This is a genomic window from Bradyrhizobium genosp. L, from assembly GCF_015624485.1.
Taxonomy (GTDB): domain Bacteria; phylum Pseudomonadota; class Alphaproteobacteria; order Rhizobiales; family Xanthobacteraceae; genus Bradyrhizobium.
Genome location: NZ_CP061378.1, coordinates 321,319 through 338,545 on the forward strand (window position 1 = coordinate 321,319; position 17,227 = coordinate 338,545).

Here is a 17,227-nt window from a genome sequence, read left to right on the forward strand (position 1 = left end):
GGTCAAGCCCGGGCATGACGAGGAGAGACGAGTGCCCAGCTTGTTGTCCGATGATGGAATAACCTCATGGCCTTGATCGGCCGCCTGTTCGTCGTGTTCTTCGCGTTCCTGATGGCCTGCTTCGTGGCCGGCGCCATCGTGGTCGGCGCGGTGCTGTATCCTGAAATCAGCGATTTCGGCGGGCAGATCGACCAGAGCGCGATCAATATCGTGCTCGGCTTCGGCTTCATCTTCATTTCCGGCTTCGCCTTGTTGCCCGCGCTGATCATCGTGCTGATCACCGAGGCGTTCTACATCCGGAGCATCCTGGCTTACGCGGTCGGTGGCGCGCTGGTCGGCGCGGCCTGCTATCTCGGCCTGGTTCCGTTCGATCCCGATACGATGCATTTCGAGGGCATCGTACGCCGGCACATGGAGATCATGACCGGCGCCGGCATCGTCGCGGGTCTGGTCTACTGGCTGATCGCCGGCCGCAACGCCGGCGCCTGGCGCGAACCGCGGCGCGCTTTGCCGCCCCCGCCGCCGCTGCCGTCGCAATCGCGGCCGCAAACACCGCCGTCATCCTGAGGCACTCGCGAAGCGAGCCTCGAAGGATGGGCCACAGCAAGATCGCATCCTTCGAGGCTCGCAAGAGCTCGCACCTCAGGATGACGCACTTCCCATGCCCCACCGCCTCGGCTAAACCGCGCGCCATGAACCGGACCGGACTCATCGTCGCGCTGGCACTCGCGCTCGTCATCGGGCTGCTGTTCGGGCTCTATCCCGAGCTCGACCTGAAGCTGTCAGCGCTGTTCTACGATGCCGCGCAAAGAACCTTTCCGCTGAAGTTCGACGCGGTGGCCTCGTTCGCGCGCGATGCGGCGATGTGGATCGCCTGGGCGATGGTGCTGCCGGCAATCGTTGCGATCGTGGTCAAGTTCATCCGGCCGGAACGGCCGATGCTGATGTCGGGCCGCGCGGCGGTGTTCCTGCTGGTGACGATGCTGCTCTCCGCCGGTGTGCTGACCAACTTCACCTTCAAGAGCTTTTGGGGCCGGCCGCGCCCGGTGGCGGTGACCGAGTTCAACGGCGAGCAGCCCTTCGTCCCATGGTGGGATCCGCGCGGCGACTGCGCGCGCAACTGCTCGTTCTTCTCGGGCGAAGGCGCCACCGCATTCTGGACCTACGCGCCGGCAGCCCTGGCGCCGCCGGCCTGGCGGCCGCTCGCCTTCGCGGCTGCGACCGTGTTCGGTATCGCCACCAGCGGGCTTAGAATGGCCTTCGGCGGCCATTTCTTCACCGATGTCGCGATCGCAGGGCTGGTGTCGTTCTTCGTGATCTGGCTGCTTTACGCCCTGATCTACCGCTGGGCCGCGACGCGCCTCACCGACGAGCAGGTCGACGCCGCGCTGACGCGGCTGGCAATGCCCGGCTACCGGCTGATGCAGCGCTGGCGCGGGCAGGGCGGGGCCGAATCCGGCCAGCCTCAGGCCTGATTAAAGGCGTGCCCACGCATCCGAAATTTGATATTCGCCAGCCCAGACATCCCCGATTTCGACCCGAATGGACGCCCCATGAGCACGATCCTGAAAAGCCTGCCCACCGGCGAGAAAGTCGGCATCGCCTTTTCCGGCGGCCTCGACACGTCGGCGGCGCTGCTCTGGATGAAGCAGAAGGGCGCCAAGGTGTTCGCCTACACCGCCAATCTCGGCCAGCCCGACGAGGCCGATTACGATGCGATCCCGCGCAAGGCGCTGGATTTCGGTGCCGAAAAGGCCCGCCTGGTCGATTGCCGCACCCAGTTGGTGCATGAGGGCATCGCCGCGATCCAGGCGAACGCCTTCCATATCTCGACCGGTGGCATCACCTATTTCAACACCACGCCGCTCGGCCGCGCCGTCACCGGCACCATGCTGGTCTCTGCGATGCAGGAGGACGGCGTCAACATCTGGGGCGACGGCTCGACCTACAAGGGCAACGACATCGAGCGCTTCTATCGCTACGGCCTGCTGACCAATCCGTCGCTGCGGATCTACAAGCCCTGGCTCGACCAGCAGTTCATCGACGAGCTCGGCGGCCGCGCCGAGATGTCGGCCTTCATGACCGCGCAGGGTTTTGCCTACAAGATGAGCGCGGAGAAGGCCTACTCCACCGACAGCAATCTGCTCGGCGCCACCCATGAGGCGAAGGATCTCGAGAGTCTCGCGAGCGGCATCACCATCGTCAACCCGATCATGGGCGTGCCGTTCTGGCGCGCCGATTGCGACGTCAAGCCTGAGAAGGTCGTCATCCGCTTCGAGGAGGGCCAGCCGGTCGCGCTGAACGGCAAGACGTTCGCCGATCCGGTTGCGCTGTTCCTCGAGGCCAATGCGATCGGCGGCCGCCACGGCCTCGGCATGAGCGACCAGATCGAGAACCGCATCATCGAGGCCAAGAGCCGCGGCATCTATGAAGCGCCCGGCATGGCGCTGCTGCACATCGCCTATGAGCGCCTGGTCACCGGCATTCATAACGAGGATACGATCGAGCAGTACCGCATCAGCGGCATGCGGCTCGGGCGGCTGCTGTATCAGGGCCGCTGGTTCGATTCGCAGGCCCTAATGCTGCGCGAGACCGCGCAGCGCTGGGTGGCGCGCGCCGTCACCGGCGAGGTGTCGCTCGAGCTGCGCCGCGGCAACGACTACTCGATTCTCAACACCGAGAGCCCGAACCTGAGCTACGCGCCGGAACGGCTGTCCATGGAAAAGGTCGAGGACGCCGCCTTCACGCCAGCCGATCGCATCGGCCAGCTCACGATGCGCAATCTCGACATCGCCGACACGCGGGCGAAGCTCGGGCTGTACGGCAAGACCGGCTTGATCTCGAGTGGCGACGGCACGCAGATTTTTCGGCTTGAGAACGACAAGGATTGAGCGCGGGCGGCGCCACAAACTCGCCGTCGTCCCGGCGAAGGCCGGGACCCATAGCCACCACTAGCAATTGTTGCGCAACGCTGGAGCCACAGCTCGCTTCAACGACTCAATCCTGTGGTTATGGCTCCCGGCCTTCGCCGGGACGACGTGCGGAGGGCATCGTGCCAGGCTTCACCCTGAGCGCATCCAGCAGCGAGTTGTACGCGCGCACGTAATCCGCGGCGGCCTTGCCGATGTCAGGACCTGCCGACACCGCAACCGCGGCCTCCGTCGCCGCGCCGAGCAGCAGCCGCGCCAACGGCTCGATCGGTTGCCGCGCGATCACGCCGGCGTCCATCGCGGCGGCCAGAGCGAGCGGAAACTTTCCGCCAAAATGTTTGGCGTCGATCTCGCGCCAGCGTTCCCAGCCCAGCACGGCGGGGCCATCGCGCAAGATGATCTGGCCGGTCGGTCCCTTCGAGCACGCCGCGAGATAACCCTCCGCGCCCGCTGCCATCGCCGCGAGCGGATCGTTCTCGGTGCGCGAGATGCGGTCGAGATCGGCGGCGAGATCGAGCGAGACCTGCTCGAAGACAGCCTCGAACACCGCCTCCTTGGTCGCGAAGTGATGATACACCGCGCCTTTCGCCACCCGCGCGCCGGCGGCGATGCCGTCGATCGTCGTAGCGGCAAAGCCGCGCTCGCCAAAGATGCGCCGCGCCGCCTTGACGATCGCTGCTTTGGTTTTCTCGCGCCGTTCGGCCTGGGTCGCCATCGTGCATCTCTAGCCCAGGTTCCACAACTTCGCCAGTTGACTTACCGACCCGCGGTCGATAAATATCGACCATAAGTCGGTAAATGGAGAATGCTGATGCCCTCCCTCGAGACGTTGCAGGCCTTTGCGGACACGGTCGAATCCAACGACCATGTCGGTGCGATCAAAAATTTCTACACCGCCGATGCCCGCACCCAGGAGAACGACGGCGAATGGCGCGTCGGCCGCGAGGCGCTGGCGGCGCGCGAGGCCGCGGTGCTGGCCGCGGTGGCCGGCGTCAAGACCAGGCGGCTCGGGCCGCTGTTGCTCGACGGCGATCATTCCGCGATCTGCTGGCGCTTCGAGTTCACCGCCAAGGACGGCAAGGTCCGCAGCATGGAAGAAGTCGCCTGGCAGACCTGGTGCGGCGAGCAATTGATCGAGGAGCGGTTCTTCTACGATCCGCAGCAGATGGCGCGGTGAGCCGGGTAGCTTCCACCTCCGCTTGAAAAGGGGAGGTCGCTTTGCTCGCGAGAGCAAAGCGGGTGGGGATCGGCTCCCTCAACGAGCATCGGTGCTTGTGGCTGACCCCCATCCCGACCTTCCCCCTTTCAGGGGGAAGGAGACGAAACAAAAATGGCCGGGAGCGATCCCGGCCATTTTGCAGTCCGATGTGCCGCTCGCTCAGCGCGGCGGCGGTGCCGCGGAGGCCTGGCCGCCATTGAGCAGCGGGGTGATGCGGCGGACGGTGACGCGCCGGTTGATGCGGCTCGGGCCGTCGGTCTGTTCCTTCAGGTATTGCGAGCCGTAGCCCTGCGAGGTCAGGTTCTCGGCCGGCACGCCGAACTGCTGCGTCAGCAGCTGCGCAGCGGATTGCGCGCGGCGGTCGGACAGCGACAGATTGTCGGTGTCGTTGCCGGTCGCATCGGTGTGGCCCTCGATCAGGAACACCTCCTGCGGATTGCGCTGGAGGGCGCGGTTGAGGCCGTCGGCGATCGCCTGCAGCTTGGCCGCCTGGTCCGGGGGAATCTCCCAGGAGCCGGAGTCGAAGTTGATGGTGTTGACGTCGATCGACGGCATCAGCATGCGCACGTTCGGGCTGTAGCGGATCTCGTCCAGCGTATAGCGGCGCTGGATCCGGTCGACCGGCGGCGCCTCCATGGTGTCGTAGATCACGTCGGGCGCCGCACTGTCGGCCTCGACGATGTAGCGGTCATAGGGAATGTTGACCACCGGCGGCGGCAGGTCGACATAGAAGCCGCCGACCGCGCGCGGGTCGCGATAGCTGTTGTCGATGATGACGAGCTCGCGCCCGCCGGGATCCCTGCGGATCCGGCGCAGCATCTGGCCGTCCGCCCCGACCACCGTGATGATCTGGCTGCCGTCGGGCCGCACCACAATCGTGCGGGTCTCCCCGCCGACCGTCTCGGTGCGGATGTCGCGCGCGCCGTAGCGGAAGCGATAGACGTCGTCGCCACGCACATAGGCCTGCCCGCCCGGATCGCGGATGATGATGCGGTCCGGCTCGGTGTAGATGGTGCGGCCGCCCTCGACGGCTTCCTGCCGCTGGTTGTGCAGGTCGGCGATGGTCGCGCCGATCACGGCGCCGGCGACCACGCCGGCACCGATCGCCAGCGGCGTGATGTTGTTGTGCCGCGGCGGTGGCGGCAGCGGTGCGGCGATTGTCGGAGCGGCGCGGAACGCCGGTGCAACCGTCGGCGGCGCATATTGTGCGCGGCCCGGCGGCGGCGTGGCGGCAGCCGAGCCGGGGACGACGGTCGGCGCCGCAGGTCCGCCGGGACGCACCAGCGCTCCGGCGCCCTGGGGCGGCGCGCCCGGCGCTGCGGCGGGAGGCGTCTGCGCGGCCGGCGTGCCCGGTCGCACCAGGGCGCCTGCGCCGCCCGGAGCTGGCGTCGGAGCCGCAGGCGTGGGCTGAGCGGGTGCGGGCTGACCGGGTGCCGGTGCAGCGGCCGGTGGCGCGCCGGGCGGCTGCCTTGTGCCTGATCCGCCCTGCGGGCGTGCACCTGCTGCCGGCGGCGTTGCCGTCGGAGCCGCGGGCGCGGGCGTTGCCGCAGCTGGCGGCGCTGTCGCGGGGCGCGCGGCCGGAGCCGCGGCACCAGGCGCCGGCGCTGCTGCGGGCGGAGGTGTGGGGGCGGGCCGACCGGGCGCTGCTGCTGGCGGCGTGCCGGGTGCGGGACGTGCAGGTGCGGCCGCAGGCGGCGGGGCTGGCGGCGTCGGATGCGCAGGCGCTGCGGCGGGCGGCGGTGTTGCGGGACGCGCGGGCGCCGCGGCGGGTGGTGTGGGCGGCGTCGGATGTGCCGGTGCGGCGGCCGGAGGCGGCGGTGTAACCGGCCTGGCAGGAGCGGCCGGTGGCGGCGCGGGCGGTGTCGGGTGAGCCGGAGCTGCGGCAGGCGGTGGGGCCGGCGGTGTCGGACGCGCGGGCGCGGCAGCGGGCGGCGGGGCCGGATGCGCAGGCGGAGCGGCCGCCGGCGGATGCGCACCTGCGGGCGGGGCCGGACGTGCCGGCGCGCCTGGTGCGGGCCGCGGCTTCGGCTTGCCGTCAGGGCCCAGTTCTTCCTTCGGCTGCGCCTGTGCGACGACCAGCGGAGATGTTTGTGCGTGCGATGCTGAGGCGGCGAACTGCATCACCGTCAGCGCAGTCGTGGCAAGCAGCACGAGACGAAGCTTTGACATATCTTGGAATCCCCGGCGGAAGGTTCTGGGCAGGAAAGTCGAGACGAGAGAACCGAACAATTCGGCGGTACGATGAACCGCCAGCGGTGAGGCCGCATTGTGGCGAGCAACGAATCGCGCGCGTACTTTATTTCGACATCATAACGGGTTGCAGACAGCTTTGTTCAGGAGGCATTCAGGAGAAACGCCCAGACACAGAGCATCCGGCGTGGAACTGCGTCATGTTGATGGCGGGATCGGGAAAATGCGCAAGCGCGAGGCCGTCGCGCAGATGCCTTGCGGACAACGGGTTAGATCTGATCCGTTGCAGGCGTCGGCCCGGACGGTCCAGGCGGACCGCGCACCGGTGATTCGTCGGGCGTCTTGCCGGGCAACTCGTCCGGCCGCGGCGGCTCGCCGGGTTCGCGCACCGGTGGCGGAATTTCGGGTTGAGGATTGCCTGGAGGAATCCCCGGCGGCGGTTCGCTCGGCGTCCCCGGCGTGGCCGGCGGAATCTCCGGAGGCTCGATCGGCATCTGAATTCATCGCTCCATGGTCGAAGCGATAACGGATCGGACGTGGCGACGTTCCTGCAGCCCGTTTGGGGCACCACCTCCCCTTGAAAAGGCTACGGGAGCCCCGAAAGTGATTCCCCGGAGTTTGTGAATGTGATTCAAGGCCTTTCGACCTGTTTGGACGAGAGGCCTGCGATGTCTTTTGGCGATGTTCGGGTTGCGGAGCGGGCTGATTGGCTGATCGAGCGGGTGGCGACGGCGGGGACGCTGGTGCTACGCAAATTGGGGGAGACGCGCGCGGGCGAGAAGGCCGTGCATCGGTTTCTGTCTTCGCCCCATGTTTCGGTCGATCGGATTGTGGAAACGTTGGCCGGGCGGACTGCGGTTCAATGCGCCGGTCGCCGCATTCTGGCTGTCCAGGACACGACCGAGATCAATTTTGGCGGTCGTGACAAGAAGCGGCGGGGCTTCGGACCTGCCGGCGATGGCCAAACCCCTGGCTTCTTCATCCATCCAGTGATTGCCGTCGATATCGAAAGCGAAGCCGTGGTCGGTCTTGTCGATGCGGCGATCTGGACGCGGTCTGCGGATCGCGTCACGTCGCGCCGCAATCGCGCGATCGAGGATAAGGAATCGGCGCGTTGGCTGTTGGGCTGTCAGGCCACGGCAAGCGTGCTGTCCGATGCCGCCGAGGTGACAATGGTGGCCGATCGCGAAAGCGACATTTACCTGCTGTTTGCCCGCAAACCGGAGCGGCTCGATCTGATCGTGCGCGCCGGTCAGGATCGATCTTTGCTCGGTGGGGGAACGCTCTTTGGGGCGCTTGCCAGTGCTGAAGTGCTGAGCAGAAGCGAGGTCCGCGTGGCGCCGCGCGGGCCTGGTGACAAAGGGCGCGTCGCGACCGTCGAACTCCGCGCGGGCTCGGTGCACATCGCCCGCTCACAAAGTCTGGGGCAATCCGAGGCGGCCGGCAGCGTCGAACTCACCTTGGTGGAAGCACGAGAGGTCGATGCGCCGTCAGGCAAGACGCCGTTGTTGTGGCGCCTACTCACGACCCGCACCGTCACTTGTGCGACCGAGGCTGAACACGTCGTCCGCCTCTATCGCTTGCGCTGGCGCATCGAACAAGTCTTCCGCGCCCTCAAGAGCGACGGCTTGGCCCTCGACGACAGCCAAGTCGTCGACGCCGAGCGGATGTTTAATCTGACCGCCATCGCGCTCGCTGGCGCGATTCGGACGATCCAGCTTGTCGATGCCAGAGACGGCAGCCTCCGCCCGGCAACCGATGTCATTGACGAAAGCTTCGCCGTCGCGCTCGAGCACCTGTCAAAAAAGCTCGAGGGCAAAACGCTACGGCAGAAAAACCCGCATCCTATCGGCTCGCTTGCCTTCGTCTCATGGATCGCGGCCCGTCTCGGCGGATGGAATTGCTACTACAAGCCTCCAGGACCAAAGACCATGCGCGACGGCTGGAACCGCCTTGCCGCAACACTCGACGGCTATGCCCTTGCTACACAGTCACAAAATCCGGGAATCCCCTAGCCTTGAAAAGGGGAGGTCGCTTTGCTCGCCAGAGCAAAGCGGGTGAGGATCAGCTCTCTCAACGAGCAACCGTGCGTGTGGCTGACCCCCATCCCGACCTTCCCGCTTTCAGGGGGAAGGGGAAACTGCCACCGCCTCTCAGCTGCGCACGAGCAGCGTATTGCTTCGCGTCCGGCCCTGCTCGACGTAACCACGGGCCTCCATGTCGGCCATGCAGTCGTCGGTCCATTCATCCTTCGACAGATGTTCGATCACCACCGCGCCCGGCCACAGCGCCTCGGGCGCTTCGCGGAAGAAGCCGATCAGCACGCGGTCCTCGAAGCCCTCGACGTCGATCTTCAGCGCGTCGACCTTGCTCGCGCCGGCTTCCTCCAGAATACGCTGCAGCCGCAGCGAGGGCACCTTGTACGCGTTGCCCGTCGGCGTGCCGGTGACGACGTGGCTGGCGCCGAGATTGTCGCCGTCGGTCTCGATCATCAATTCGCCGTCGCTCGGACCCGCGGCCGCTGCCACGAGCCGCACCTGCGGATAGTTGGAAGCAGCCGTATTGAACGCGAGCCGCGCATGCGTGACCGGATGCGGCTCAATCGCGATCACCTTGCCGGAGGGGCCGACATCGCGCGCCAGCGCCAGCGCATAGGTGCCGACATTGGCGCCGAGATCGACGAAGGTGCCGCCGGCTCCGACATGCCGGCGCAGGAATTGCAGTTCCTCGAGATTGTAATCGGGGTTGAACAGCGCGCCGCGCTCGGTCGCGCTCGCCTGATGGTGGAAGCGGAACGCGGCGCCCTGATATTGCACGTCGAGCGGCCCCGCGCCGAACCGGTTGACCAGCCGCGACAGCCAGGGCCGGAACGCGCCGCGCTTCAGGCCGGTCGCATGCGCAAGCCGGATGATCGCAGCCTGCGCCGCATTCGGCGCCAACGCGCCGAACGGCGCGGGCGAACTGTCATTGCTGGAGATCAAGTGTGGCCCTCGTCAAAAGCGGCGCATGCTTAGCCGGTTTTGGCTGCAGCGCCAACGGCCGGCTTGGACGCCGAAAGCAGCTCGCGCGTACGTTTCCCAAGCGGAACAACATATTCGGTGTCGTCCCGGCGAAAGCCGGGACCCATAACCACGGAAGATCATTGCTGCGCGACGCTGGAACGACGAATCCCATTCACAACACCCGCCGCGGAGTATGGGTCCCGGTTTTCGCCGGGACGACAGTCGTGTGCGCGGCTCACGCACACTAAAGCCCTCACCCCGCCGCAGCCTGGTCGCGCCGCAGCCGTCGCGAGCGCGCGGCCTTGTGCAGGATGCGGGCGAGCTGGTCGGCGGAGTAGGGTTTTTGCAACAGCTCGAAACCGTGGCTGCCCTGTTGCGCCAGCACCTGGCTGTAGCCGGAGGCGAGCACGATCGGCAGATCGAGGCCCTGGCGGCGGATCTCCTGCGCGAGCTCGATGCCGCTCATGCCGGGCATCACGACATCGGTGAACACCAGATCGAATCTGGTGGGATCGACCGCGAGCTCCTCCAGCGCGTGGGTGGCGTTCTCGACCAGCACGCAGCTGCAGCCGAGCTGGGTCAGCGTGTCGGCCGCGAATTTCCCGACCTCTTCATTGTCCTCGACCACCAGGACCGATGCGCCGCTCTGGTCGACCGACGGCGCATCCTCCGCGCGCAGCGCCTGCGTGCCATGCTCGGCGATCACGCGCGGCAGATAGAGCGTGAAAGTCGCGCCCTTGCCGACCTCGCTCACCACATTCACTTCGCCGCCGGATTGTTTGGTGAAGCCGAACACCTGCGACAGGCCGAGCCCGGTACCCTGGCCGACCTCCTTGGTGGTGAAGAACGGCTCGAAGATGCGGCCGAGCATGTCCTGCGGAATGCCGACCCCGGTGTCGGTCACGGAGACGGCGACATAGCCGTGCGAGCTTGCCGGGTGCGCGGAGGCCTGTGGCAGGCTGTCGAGCCGGCGGACCGCGATGGTGAGCCGGCCGACGCCATCCATGGCGTCGCGTGCGTTCACCGCCATGTTGATGATCGCGGTCTCGAACTGGCCGGCGTCGGCGTTGACGAGACTGGGCTTATCCGGCACCTCGGCCACGATCTCGATGCGCGAGCCGATCAGGGTGGTGAGCATCTCGCTCAGCGTCCGTACGTTCTGGCAGGCGTCGAACACTTCGGGCTTCAGGCTCTGCCGGCGCGCGAAGGCGAGCAGCTGGCCGGTCAGCTTGGCGGCGCGGCCCACGGTGTCGGAGATCGCATCGATATAGCGCAGCCGCCGCGGCTCCGGCAGGTCCGGCCGCCGCAGCATGTCGACCGAGGCGCGGATCACGGTGAGCAGATTGTTGAAGTCGTGCGCGACGCCGCCGGTGAGCTGCCCAAGGGCTTCGAGCCGCTGGCCGTGGCGCAGCGCCTCCTCGGCCTCGATGCGGCGGTCGGCCTCCTCCTGCAGACGCTGGGTTCGCCGGAGCGCCAGCGCGAGCAGGCCGAACAGCAGCGCGGTCGCCGGGATCCCGAAGATCAAATGCTGCGCCATGGTCGTGATCCAGCGCGACCGGATCGCCGAAGTTTCCAGCCCGGCACTAATATAGACCGGATACTCGGCGAGCCGCTGGTAGCGCAGGCGCCGCTCGATGCCGTCGCCCGGGGCCTTGATCGTCATGGTGCCGGCGTCGGGATGGGCGACCAGCTGTTGCCCGAGCGGCCCGCTCGGCTCGAAGCGGACATCATGGTCGACCGGTGGGAACTGGGCCAGCACCGCGCCGTCGGTCCGGATCAGCGCGAAGAAGCTGCCCTGCTCATGGCCGATCCGGGTGTAGAAGTTCTCGAAATAGGCCGGAAGCACGGAGGCCTGGATCACGCCGGCAAAGCTGCCGTCCTCCCTGCTGCGGCGCCGGCCGACGCTGAAGAAGCGCGATCCGACATAAGGCGATCGCGGCATCAGCACCTCGCCGATGGAGGTGCCGATGTCCCGATCGACGTGGATCCGGAAATAATCGCGGTCGGAGAAATTGACGTCCGGGGTCGGCACCACCAGGCTGTTGACCAGCGCGCGGCCATTGGCATCGAACACCCAGACCGATTTCAGCTGCGGCAGCGCCTCGGCGAGCTGGTGCAGCCGCTGGTGCAGACCCTGCTCGTGCGCTGTGATGTCGGCATCCGACATGCCGCGGATCACCTCGGTGACCTCGGACAGGCTGCGGTCGATGGTCTCGAACACTTTCAGCGCATGCTCGTGGGCAACGTCGAGCGAGCGCTCGATCTCGCGGTCGGCGGCCTCGTTGGTCGAGACCCAGGACATCGCGGACGCAAACACGAACAACGCCACCGGGAGGGCCAGCGAGGCGGCCATCATCCATCGCAGCAGTCTTAGCGAATTACGTTGTGCGGTCTGCACGGGCGCTCCGGCTCCGCCACGACCTTAACGCAAACCGTTGCGCGGGAGGTAGCCAATTGATGTTCGGAAGCCACAAGGAACCAGCCGGCCGGCGGGCCGGTCCCTTCGCGGTCGTGCGGGCCAGGGAATGTCGGCGGCGGCGTCACGGCTTCGTCAGTCGCCGCCGGCCGTCAAGTCGAAAATCCCGCCAGATGCCGCCTGCACGCGCTGTTTTTAGCGGTTCTAAAACCTCCCCCTGGCAAATGCTTGACCCTATGACGACGTGCTGAAAGACAGGCGCATGACAGGCGATCCCAAAGACTCCCACGATATCCGGCTCGGGCAAGCGGATCGCGGTTTTGTCGGCAGGATCATCCGGCTCGATGCGCTGGTGACCGGTTCGTCGCTGTCGCCGCAGGAGCTGGAGCAGCGCTTGGTCGAGATGGGATTTGTCGAGGGCGCGCGCGTGGAAATCCTGCATGAGGGCACCATCAAGCGGGATCCGATCGCGGTGCGCGTCGATACCATCACGATCGCGCTGCGCCGGAGCGAAGCCATGGCTGTGATCGTAGAATGACTGTGATCGTCGAATGACCACTGCATCCCTGCGCCTGGCGCTGGTCGGTGCACCGAACACCGGCAAGACGTCGTTGTTCAACCGGCTGACCGGCAGCACCCAGAAAGTCGCCAACTATCCCGGCGTCACGGTCGAGCGCAAATCCGGCAGCTTCGTCACGCCGGACGGCCGCAGCGTGACCGCGCTCGATCTGCCCGGCACCTATTCGCTGCGCGGCCGCAGCCCGGACGAGGAGATCACCCGCGACATCGTGCTCGGTCGTTTCAAGGGCGAGGCGGTGCCCGATCTCGTGCTGTGCGTGGCCGATGCCACCAATCTGCGGCTGACGCTGCGCCTGGTGCTGGAATTGAAGCGCATCGGCCGGCCGATGATGCTCGTGCTCAACATGATCGATATCGCCAGGCGCCGCGGCGTCACGATCGATCTCGACCGCCTGTCGCAGGAGCTCGGCCTGCCGATCGTGACCGCGGTCGCGGTCCGCAAGGGCGGTGTCGATGAGCTCCTGAAGCGAACCGATGAATTCCTGACGCAGGCGCATGAGGCGCAGACAGCGGCTCAATGGGCGGCGCCGACGATCGCGGATCTCAAGGCCGCGCAGCGCGAGGCGGATCGCATCATCGCCGCGGCCGTCAAGCTGCCGGAGAAGCCGGATACGCTGACCAACCGGATCGATTCGGTGGTGCTGCATCCGGTCTGGGGCCTGATCATCCTGGCAGTGATCCTGTTCGTGATGTTCCAGGCGGTGTTCACCTGGGCGCAGCCGGCGATGGAGCTATTGTCGGACGGCTTCTCCGCGCTCGGGCAACTGGTCCACGACGTGCTGCCCGACGGCTGGGGCCTGCTGCAAAGCTTCCTGCAGAACGGCGTGATCTCGGGCGTCGGCAGCGTCATCGTGTTCCTGCCGCAGATCATCATCATCTTCCTGTTCATTCTGCTGCTGGAGGATTTCGGCTACATGGCGCGCGCCGCGTTCCTGATGGACCGCATCATGGGCGGCGCGGGACTGCATGGCCGGGCCTTCATCCCGCTGCTGTCGAGCTTTGCCTGCGCGATCCCCGGCATCATGTCGACGCGGGTGATCGACAACCGCCGCGACCGCCTGACCACGATCCTGATCGCGCCGCTGATGACCTGCTCGGCGCGAATCCCGGTCTACACGCTGATCATCTCCGCCTTCGTGCCGTCGACCACGCTCTTGGGCTTTGTCAATCTGCAGGGGCTCGTGATGTTCGGCCTCTATGCGGCCGGGATCACCAGCGCACTGACGGTGTCCGCGGTCGCAAAATTCTTCCTGTGGCGCGACCATGCGCCGGCGCCCTTCATGCTGGAATTGCCCGATTACAAGGTGCCGCGGCTGCGCAGCATCGCGATCGGGGTGTTCAACCGCGCCAAGGCGTTCCTGTACCGCGCCGGCACCACCATCCTGTCGATGATGGTGCTGATCTGGTTTTTGGCTTCGTTCCCGACCCCGCCGGCCGGCGCCGAGGGGCCGGCGATCAACTACTCATTCGCGGCGATGATCGGCCATGCAATCGAGCCTTTGCTGCGGCCGATCGGCTTCAACTGGCAGATCGCGGTGGCGCTGATCCCGGGCATGGCGGCGCGCGAGGTCGCGGTCGCAGCACTCGGCACGGTCTATTCGATCGAGGGCGGCAAGGAGGCCGCCGAAGCGGTCGGCCAGGTGCTGGCGCAGAAATGGACCTTGGCGACCGCGCTGTCGCTTTTGGTCTGGTACATCTTCGCGCCGCAATGCGCCTCGACCCTGGCGGTGATCCGCCGCGAGACCGGCAGCGCGAAGTGGATGGTGGTGACGTTCGTCTACATGCTCGCGCTGGCCTACGTCGCGAGCTTCCTGACCTTCAATCTGGCGCAGGCGCTGGGCATCTCCTGAGAGATGCCCGCGCGTCGGGTCAGATACGCCGCTCGACCAGCTTGAGCTTGAGCTCGGCGATCGCTTCCGACGGATTGAGGCCCTTCGGGCAGGCCTTGGCGCAGTTCATGATGGTGTGGCAGCGATAGAGCCGGAACGGATCCTCGAGATTGTCGAGCCGCTCGCCGGTCGCCTCGTCGCGGGAGTCCGTGACCCAGCGCGTCGCCTGCAACAGCGCGGCGGGGCCGAGGAAGCGCTCGCTGTTCCACCAGTAGCTCGGGCAGGAGGTCGAGCAGCAGGCGCACAGAATGCACTCGTAGAGACCGTCGAGCTTCTCGCGGTCCTCGTGGCTCTGCTTCCACTCCTTCTGCGGCGTCGGCGTGGTGGTCTTCAGCCACGGCTCGATCGAGGCATACTGGGCGTAGAAATTGGTCAGGTCGGGGACCAGGTCCTTGACGACGGGCTGGTGCGGCAGCGGGTTGATCTTCACCGCGCCGCCCGCGGCGACGTCATGCATCGACTTGGTGCAGGCCAGCGTGTTCTGGCCGTCGATGTTCATCGCGCAGGAGCCGCAGACGCCTTCGCGGCAGGAGCGGCGGAAGGTCAGCGTCGGGTCGATGTGGTTCTTGATCCAGATCAGGCCGTCCAGCACCATCGGCCCGCAATCATGGGTGTCGATATAATAGGTGTCGACGCTCGGATTCTTGCCGTCGTCCGGGTTCCAGCGATAGACCCGGAATTCGCGCGTCTCGGTGGCGCCGGCCGGCTTCGGCCAGGTCTTGCCGCCGGAGATCCTCGAATTCTTCGGAAGTGCGAATTCAACCATGCTTGTCAGCCTTCGTTCTCAGTAGACCCGCGCCTTCGGCGGGATGTACTGCACGTCGTTGGTCATCGTGTAGTCGTGCACCGGACGGTAGTCGATCGTGGTCTTGCCGGCCGGATCGAGCCACGCCAGGGTGTGCTTCATCCAGTTCTTGTCGTCGCGTGCGGAGAAATCCTCCCGCGCATGCGCGCCGCGGCTTTCGGTGCGGTTGGCGGCGGAGTCCATCGTCACCAGCGCCTGCACGATCAGATTGTCGAACTCCAGCGTCTCGACCAGGTCCGAATTCCACACCAGCGAACGGTCGGACACCGAAATGTCGCCGACGCCGCCAAACACCTTGTGGATCAGGTTCTGGCCTTCGCTCAGCACCTCGCCGGTGCGGAACACGGCGCAATTGTTCTGCATCACGTGCTGCATGCTGTCGCGCAGCTTCGCGGTCGGGGTGCCGCCGGAGGCGTGGCGGAAATGGTCGAGCCGGCCGAGCGCGCGGTCGGCCGAATCCTGCGGCAGTTCCGGCTGCTTGGCGTTGGCGGTCAGCTTGTCGGCGAGGCGCAAGGCCGCCGCGCGGCCGAACACGACGAGATCGATCAGCGAGTTGGAGCCGAGGCGGTTGGCGCCATGCACCGACACGCAGGCCGCCTCGCCGATCGCCATCAGGCCCGGCACCACCGAATTGTCGTCGCCGTTGCGCTTGGTCACGACTTCGGCGTGATAGTTGGTGGCGATGCCGCCCATGTTGTAGTGCACGGTCGGCACGATCGGGATCGGCTCGCGGGTGACGTCGACATTGGCGAAGATCTTGGCCGATTCCGAGATGCCGGGCAGCCGCTCGTGCAGCACCTTCGGATCGAGATGGTCGAGGTGCAGGAAGATGTGGTCCTTCTTCTTGCCGACGCCGCGGCCCTCGCGGATCTCGATCGTCATCGCGCGCGAGACGACGTCGCGCGAGGCGAGGTCCTTGGCGGAGGGCGCATAGCGCTCCATGAAGCGCTCGCCTTCGGCATTGACGAGATATCCGCCCTCGCCGCGGGCACCCTCGGTGACGAGGCAGCCCGAGCCGTAGATGCCGGTCGGGTGGAACTGGACGAACTCCATGTCCTGCAATGGCAGGCCGGCGCGCAGCACCATGCCGCCGCCGTCGCCGGTGCAGGTATGCGCCGAGGTGCAGGAGGCGTAGGCGCGGCCATAGCCGCCGGTGGCGAGGATCGTGGTCTGGGCGCGGAATCTGTGCAGCGTGCCGTCGTCGAGTTTGAGCGCGATGACGCCGCGGCAGGCGCCCTGGTCGTCCATGATCAGGTCGATGGCGAAGAATTCGATGAAGAACTCGGCCGAGTGGCGCAGCGACTGGCCGTACATCGTATGCAGCATGGCGTGGCCGGTGCGGTCGGCGGCGGCGCAGGTGCGCTGCGCCTGGCCCTTGCCGTAGTCCATGGTCATGCCGCCGAACGGACGCTGGTAGATCTTGCCGTCCTCGGTGCGCGAGAACGGCACGCCCCAATGCTCGAGCTCGTAGACCGCGTCCGGCGCATTGCGCACCATGTATTCGATCGCGTCCTGGTCGCCGAGCCAGTCCGACCCCTTCACGGTGTCGTACATGTGCCAGCGCCAGTCGTCCTGGTGCATGTTGCCGAGCGAGGCCGAGATACCGCCCTGCGCCGCCACGGTGTGCGAGCGGGTCGGGAACACCTTGGTGATGCAGGCGGTGCGCAGGCCCGCTTCCGAGCAGCCGACCACGGCGCGCAAGCCGGCGCCGCCGGCGCCGACCACGACGACGTCGAACGTGTGGTCGGTGATCGGATAGGCCTTGCCGTTGGTGGCCGGACCACTGCCGTTGGTGGTCTTGCCGTTCGTTTCCGCCATGGGTCAGACTCCCGATGACAATTTGAGGATTGCGTAGATCGAGGCCAGCGCGACCGCGACGCAGAAGAAGTTGTTGGCCATCACGCTCGCGATCTTCAGCTTCTCGCTGTGCACATAGTCTTCGATCACGACCTGCATGCCGATCTTCATGTGCCAGGTGCTGGCAATGATGAAGAGCAGGAGGATGATGGCGATCGGCAGCGAGCCGAGGATCTGCGCCGCGCCGGCGTGATTGCGCCCGATCATCATGATCACCACGACGATGACGGGGATGATCAGCAGCGCCATGGCGACCGCGGTCATCCGCTGGCGCCAGAAATCGGTGGTGCCGGAATGCGAGGCGCCGAGATTGCGGACGCGCGCCAGCGGCGTGCGCATC

15 protein-coding genes are annotated in these 17,227 nt (G+C 66.5%); 7 read left to right on the forward strand and 8 right to left on the reverse strand.

What is annotated here, in order from left to right:
- Positions 1-66 precede the first annotated feature (66 nt).
- From IC762_RS01540 to argG, 3 genes are all read left to right on the forward strand, one after another.
- Positions 67-567, forward strand: coding sequence for a hypothetical protein (locus tag IC762_RS01540; protein WP_195786908.1), 501 nt, complete (start codon positions 67-69; stop codon positions 565-567).
- Between the two features lie 125 nt (positions 568-692).
- Complete coding sequence (locus IC762_RS01545) at positions 693-1,475, forward strand: phosphatase PAP2 family protein (RefSeq protein WP_195786909.1); 783 nt, start codon at positions 693-695, stop codon at positions 1,473-1,475.
- Between the two features lie 78 nt (positions 1,476-1,553).
- Positions 1,554-2,891 carry an argininosuccinate synthase gene (gene argG / locus IC762_RS01550; RefSeq protein ID WP_195786910.1) on the forward strand — a complete coding sequence of 446 codons (1,338 nt, stop codon included), beginning with the start codon at positions 1,554-1,556 and terminating at the stop codon, positions 2,889-2,891.
- A 118-nt stretch (positions 2,892-3,009) separates the two neighbouring features.
- Here the strand turns inward: argG and IC762_RS01555 are convergent, their stop codons facing one another.
- Positions 3,010-3,645: a TetR/AcrR family transcriptional regulator gene (locus IC762_RS01555; protein WP_195786911.1), complete on the reverse strand. Its 636-nt coding sequence runs from the start codon at positions 3,643-3,645 to the stop codon at positions 3,010-3,012.
- A gap of 96 nt (positions 3,646-3,741) precedes the next feature.
- On the opposite strand from IC762_RS01555, the gene IC762_RS01560 reads away from it, so the two are divergent.
- A complete protein-coding gene (locus IC762_RS01560; protein ID WP_195786912.1) occupies positions 3,742-4,107 on the forward strand; it encodes a nuclear transport factor 2 family protein in 366 nt (121 codons plus the stop codon).
- 201 nt (positions 4,108-4,308) lie between these two features.
- Here the strand turns inward: IC762_RS01560 and IC762_RS01565 are convergent, their stop codons facing one another.
- Positions 4,309-6,318: an OmpA family protein gene (locus tag IC762_RS01565; protein WP_195786913.1), complete on the reverse strand. Its 2,010-nt coding sequence runs from the start codon at positions 6,316-6,318 to the stop codon at positions 4,309-4,311.
- Between the two features lie 290 nt (positions 6,319-6,608).
- Positions 6,609-6,833 carry a hypothetical protein gene (locus IC762_RS35150; protein ID WP_210338410.1) on the reverse strand — a complete coding sequence of 75 codons (225 nt, stop codon included), beginning with the start codon at positions 6,831-6,833 and terminating at the stop codon, positions 6,609-6,611.
- 228 nt (positions 6,834-7,061) lie between these two features.
- Between IC762_RS35150 and IC762_RS01570 the strand changes: the two genes are divergently transcribed.
- Complete coding sequence (locus tag IC762_RS01570) at positions 7,062-8,354, forward strand: IS4 family transposase (RefSeq protein WP_210338395.1); 1,293 nt, start codon at positions 7,062-7,064, stop codon at positions 8,352-8,354.
- A 138-nt stretch (positions 8,355-8,492) separates the two neighbouring features.
- On the opposite strand, the gene IC762_RS01575 is transcribed toward IC762_RS01570, so the two are convergent.
- Positions 8,493-9,320: an FkbM family methyltransferase gene (locus IC762_RS01575; protein ID WP_195786914.1), complete on the reverse strand. Its 828-nt coding sequence runs from the start codon at positions 9,318-9,320 to the stop codon at positions 8,493-8,495.
- A gap of 274 nt (positions 9,321-9,594) precedes the next feature.
- The gene (locus tag IC762_RS01580) at positions 9,595-11,739 is read right to left on the reverse strand and encodes a hybrid sensor histidine kinase/response regulator (RefSeq protein ID WP_195786915.1); all 2,145 of its coding nucleotides are present in this window, start codon (positions 11,737-11,739) and stop codon (positions 9,595-9,597) included.
- 280 nt (positions 11,740-12,019) lie between these two features.
- Between IC762_RS01580 and IC762_RS01585 the strand changes: the two genes are divergently transcribed.
- Positions 12,020-12,295 (forward strand): FeoA family protein, encoded by a 276-nt coding sequence (locus tag IC762_RS01585; RefSeq protein ID WP_195786916.1) that lies wholly within the window; start codon positions 12,020-12,022, stop codon positions 12,293-12,295.
- 13 nt (positions 12,296-12,308) lie between these two features.
- Entirely contained in the window at positions 12,309-14,186 is a 1,878-nt protein-coding gene (gene feoB / locus IC762_RS01590; protein WP_195786917.1) for a ferrous iron transporter B, read from the forward strand.
- Between the two features lie 19 nt (positions 14,187-14,205).
- Here the strand turns inward: feoB and IC762_RS01595 are convergent, their stop codons facing one another.
- The 3 genes from IC762_RS01595 to sdhD are packed head-to-tail and all read right to left on the reverse strand — an operon-like array spanning position 14,206 to position 17,226.
- Positions 14,206-14,991, reverse strand: a complete 786-nt coding sequence (locus IC762_RS01595) for a succinate dehydrogenase iron-sulfur subunit (protein ID WP_195786918.1) — start codon at positions 14,989-14,991, stop codon at positions 14,206-14,208.
- An 18-nt stretch (positions 14,992-15,009) separates the two neighbouring features.
- Complete coding sequence (gene sdhA, locus IC762_RS01600) at positions 15,010-16,848, reverse strand: succinate dehydrogenase flavoprotein subunit (RefSeq protein ID WP_195786919.1); 1,839 nt, start codon at positions 16,846-16,848, stop codon at positions 15,010-15,012.
- A 3-nt stretch (positions 16,849-16,851) separates the two neighbouring features.
- Complete coding sequence (sdhD, locus tag IC762_RS01605) at positions 16,852-17,226, reverse strand: succinate dehydrogenase, hydrophobic membrane anchor protein (RefSeq protein ID WP_195789956.1); 375 nt, start codon at positions 17,224-17,226, stop codon at positions 16,852-16,854.
- Position 17,227: the final 1 nt, after the last annotated feature.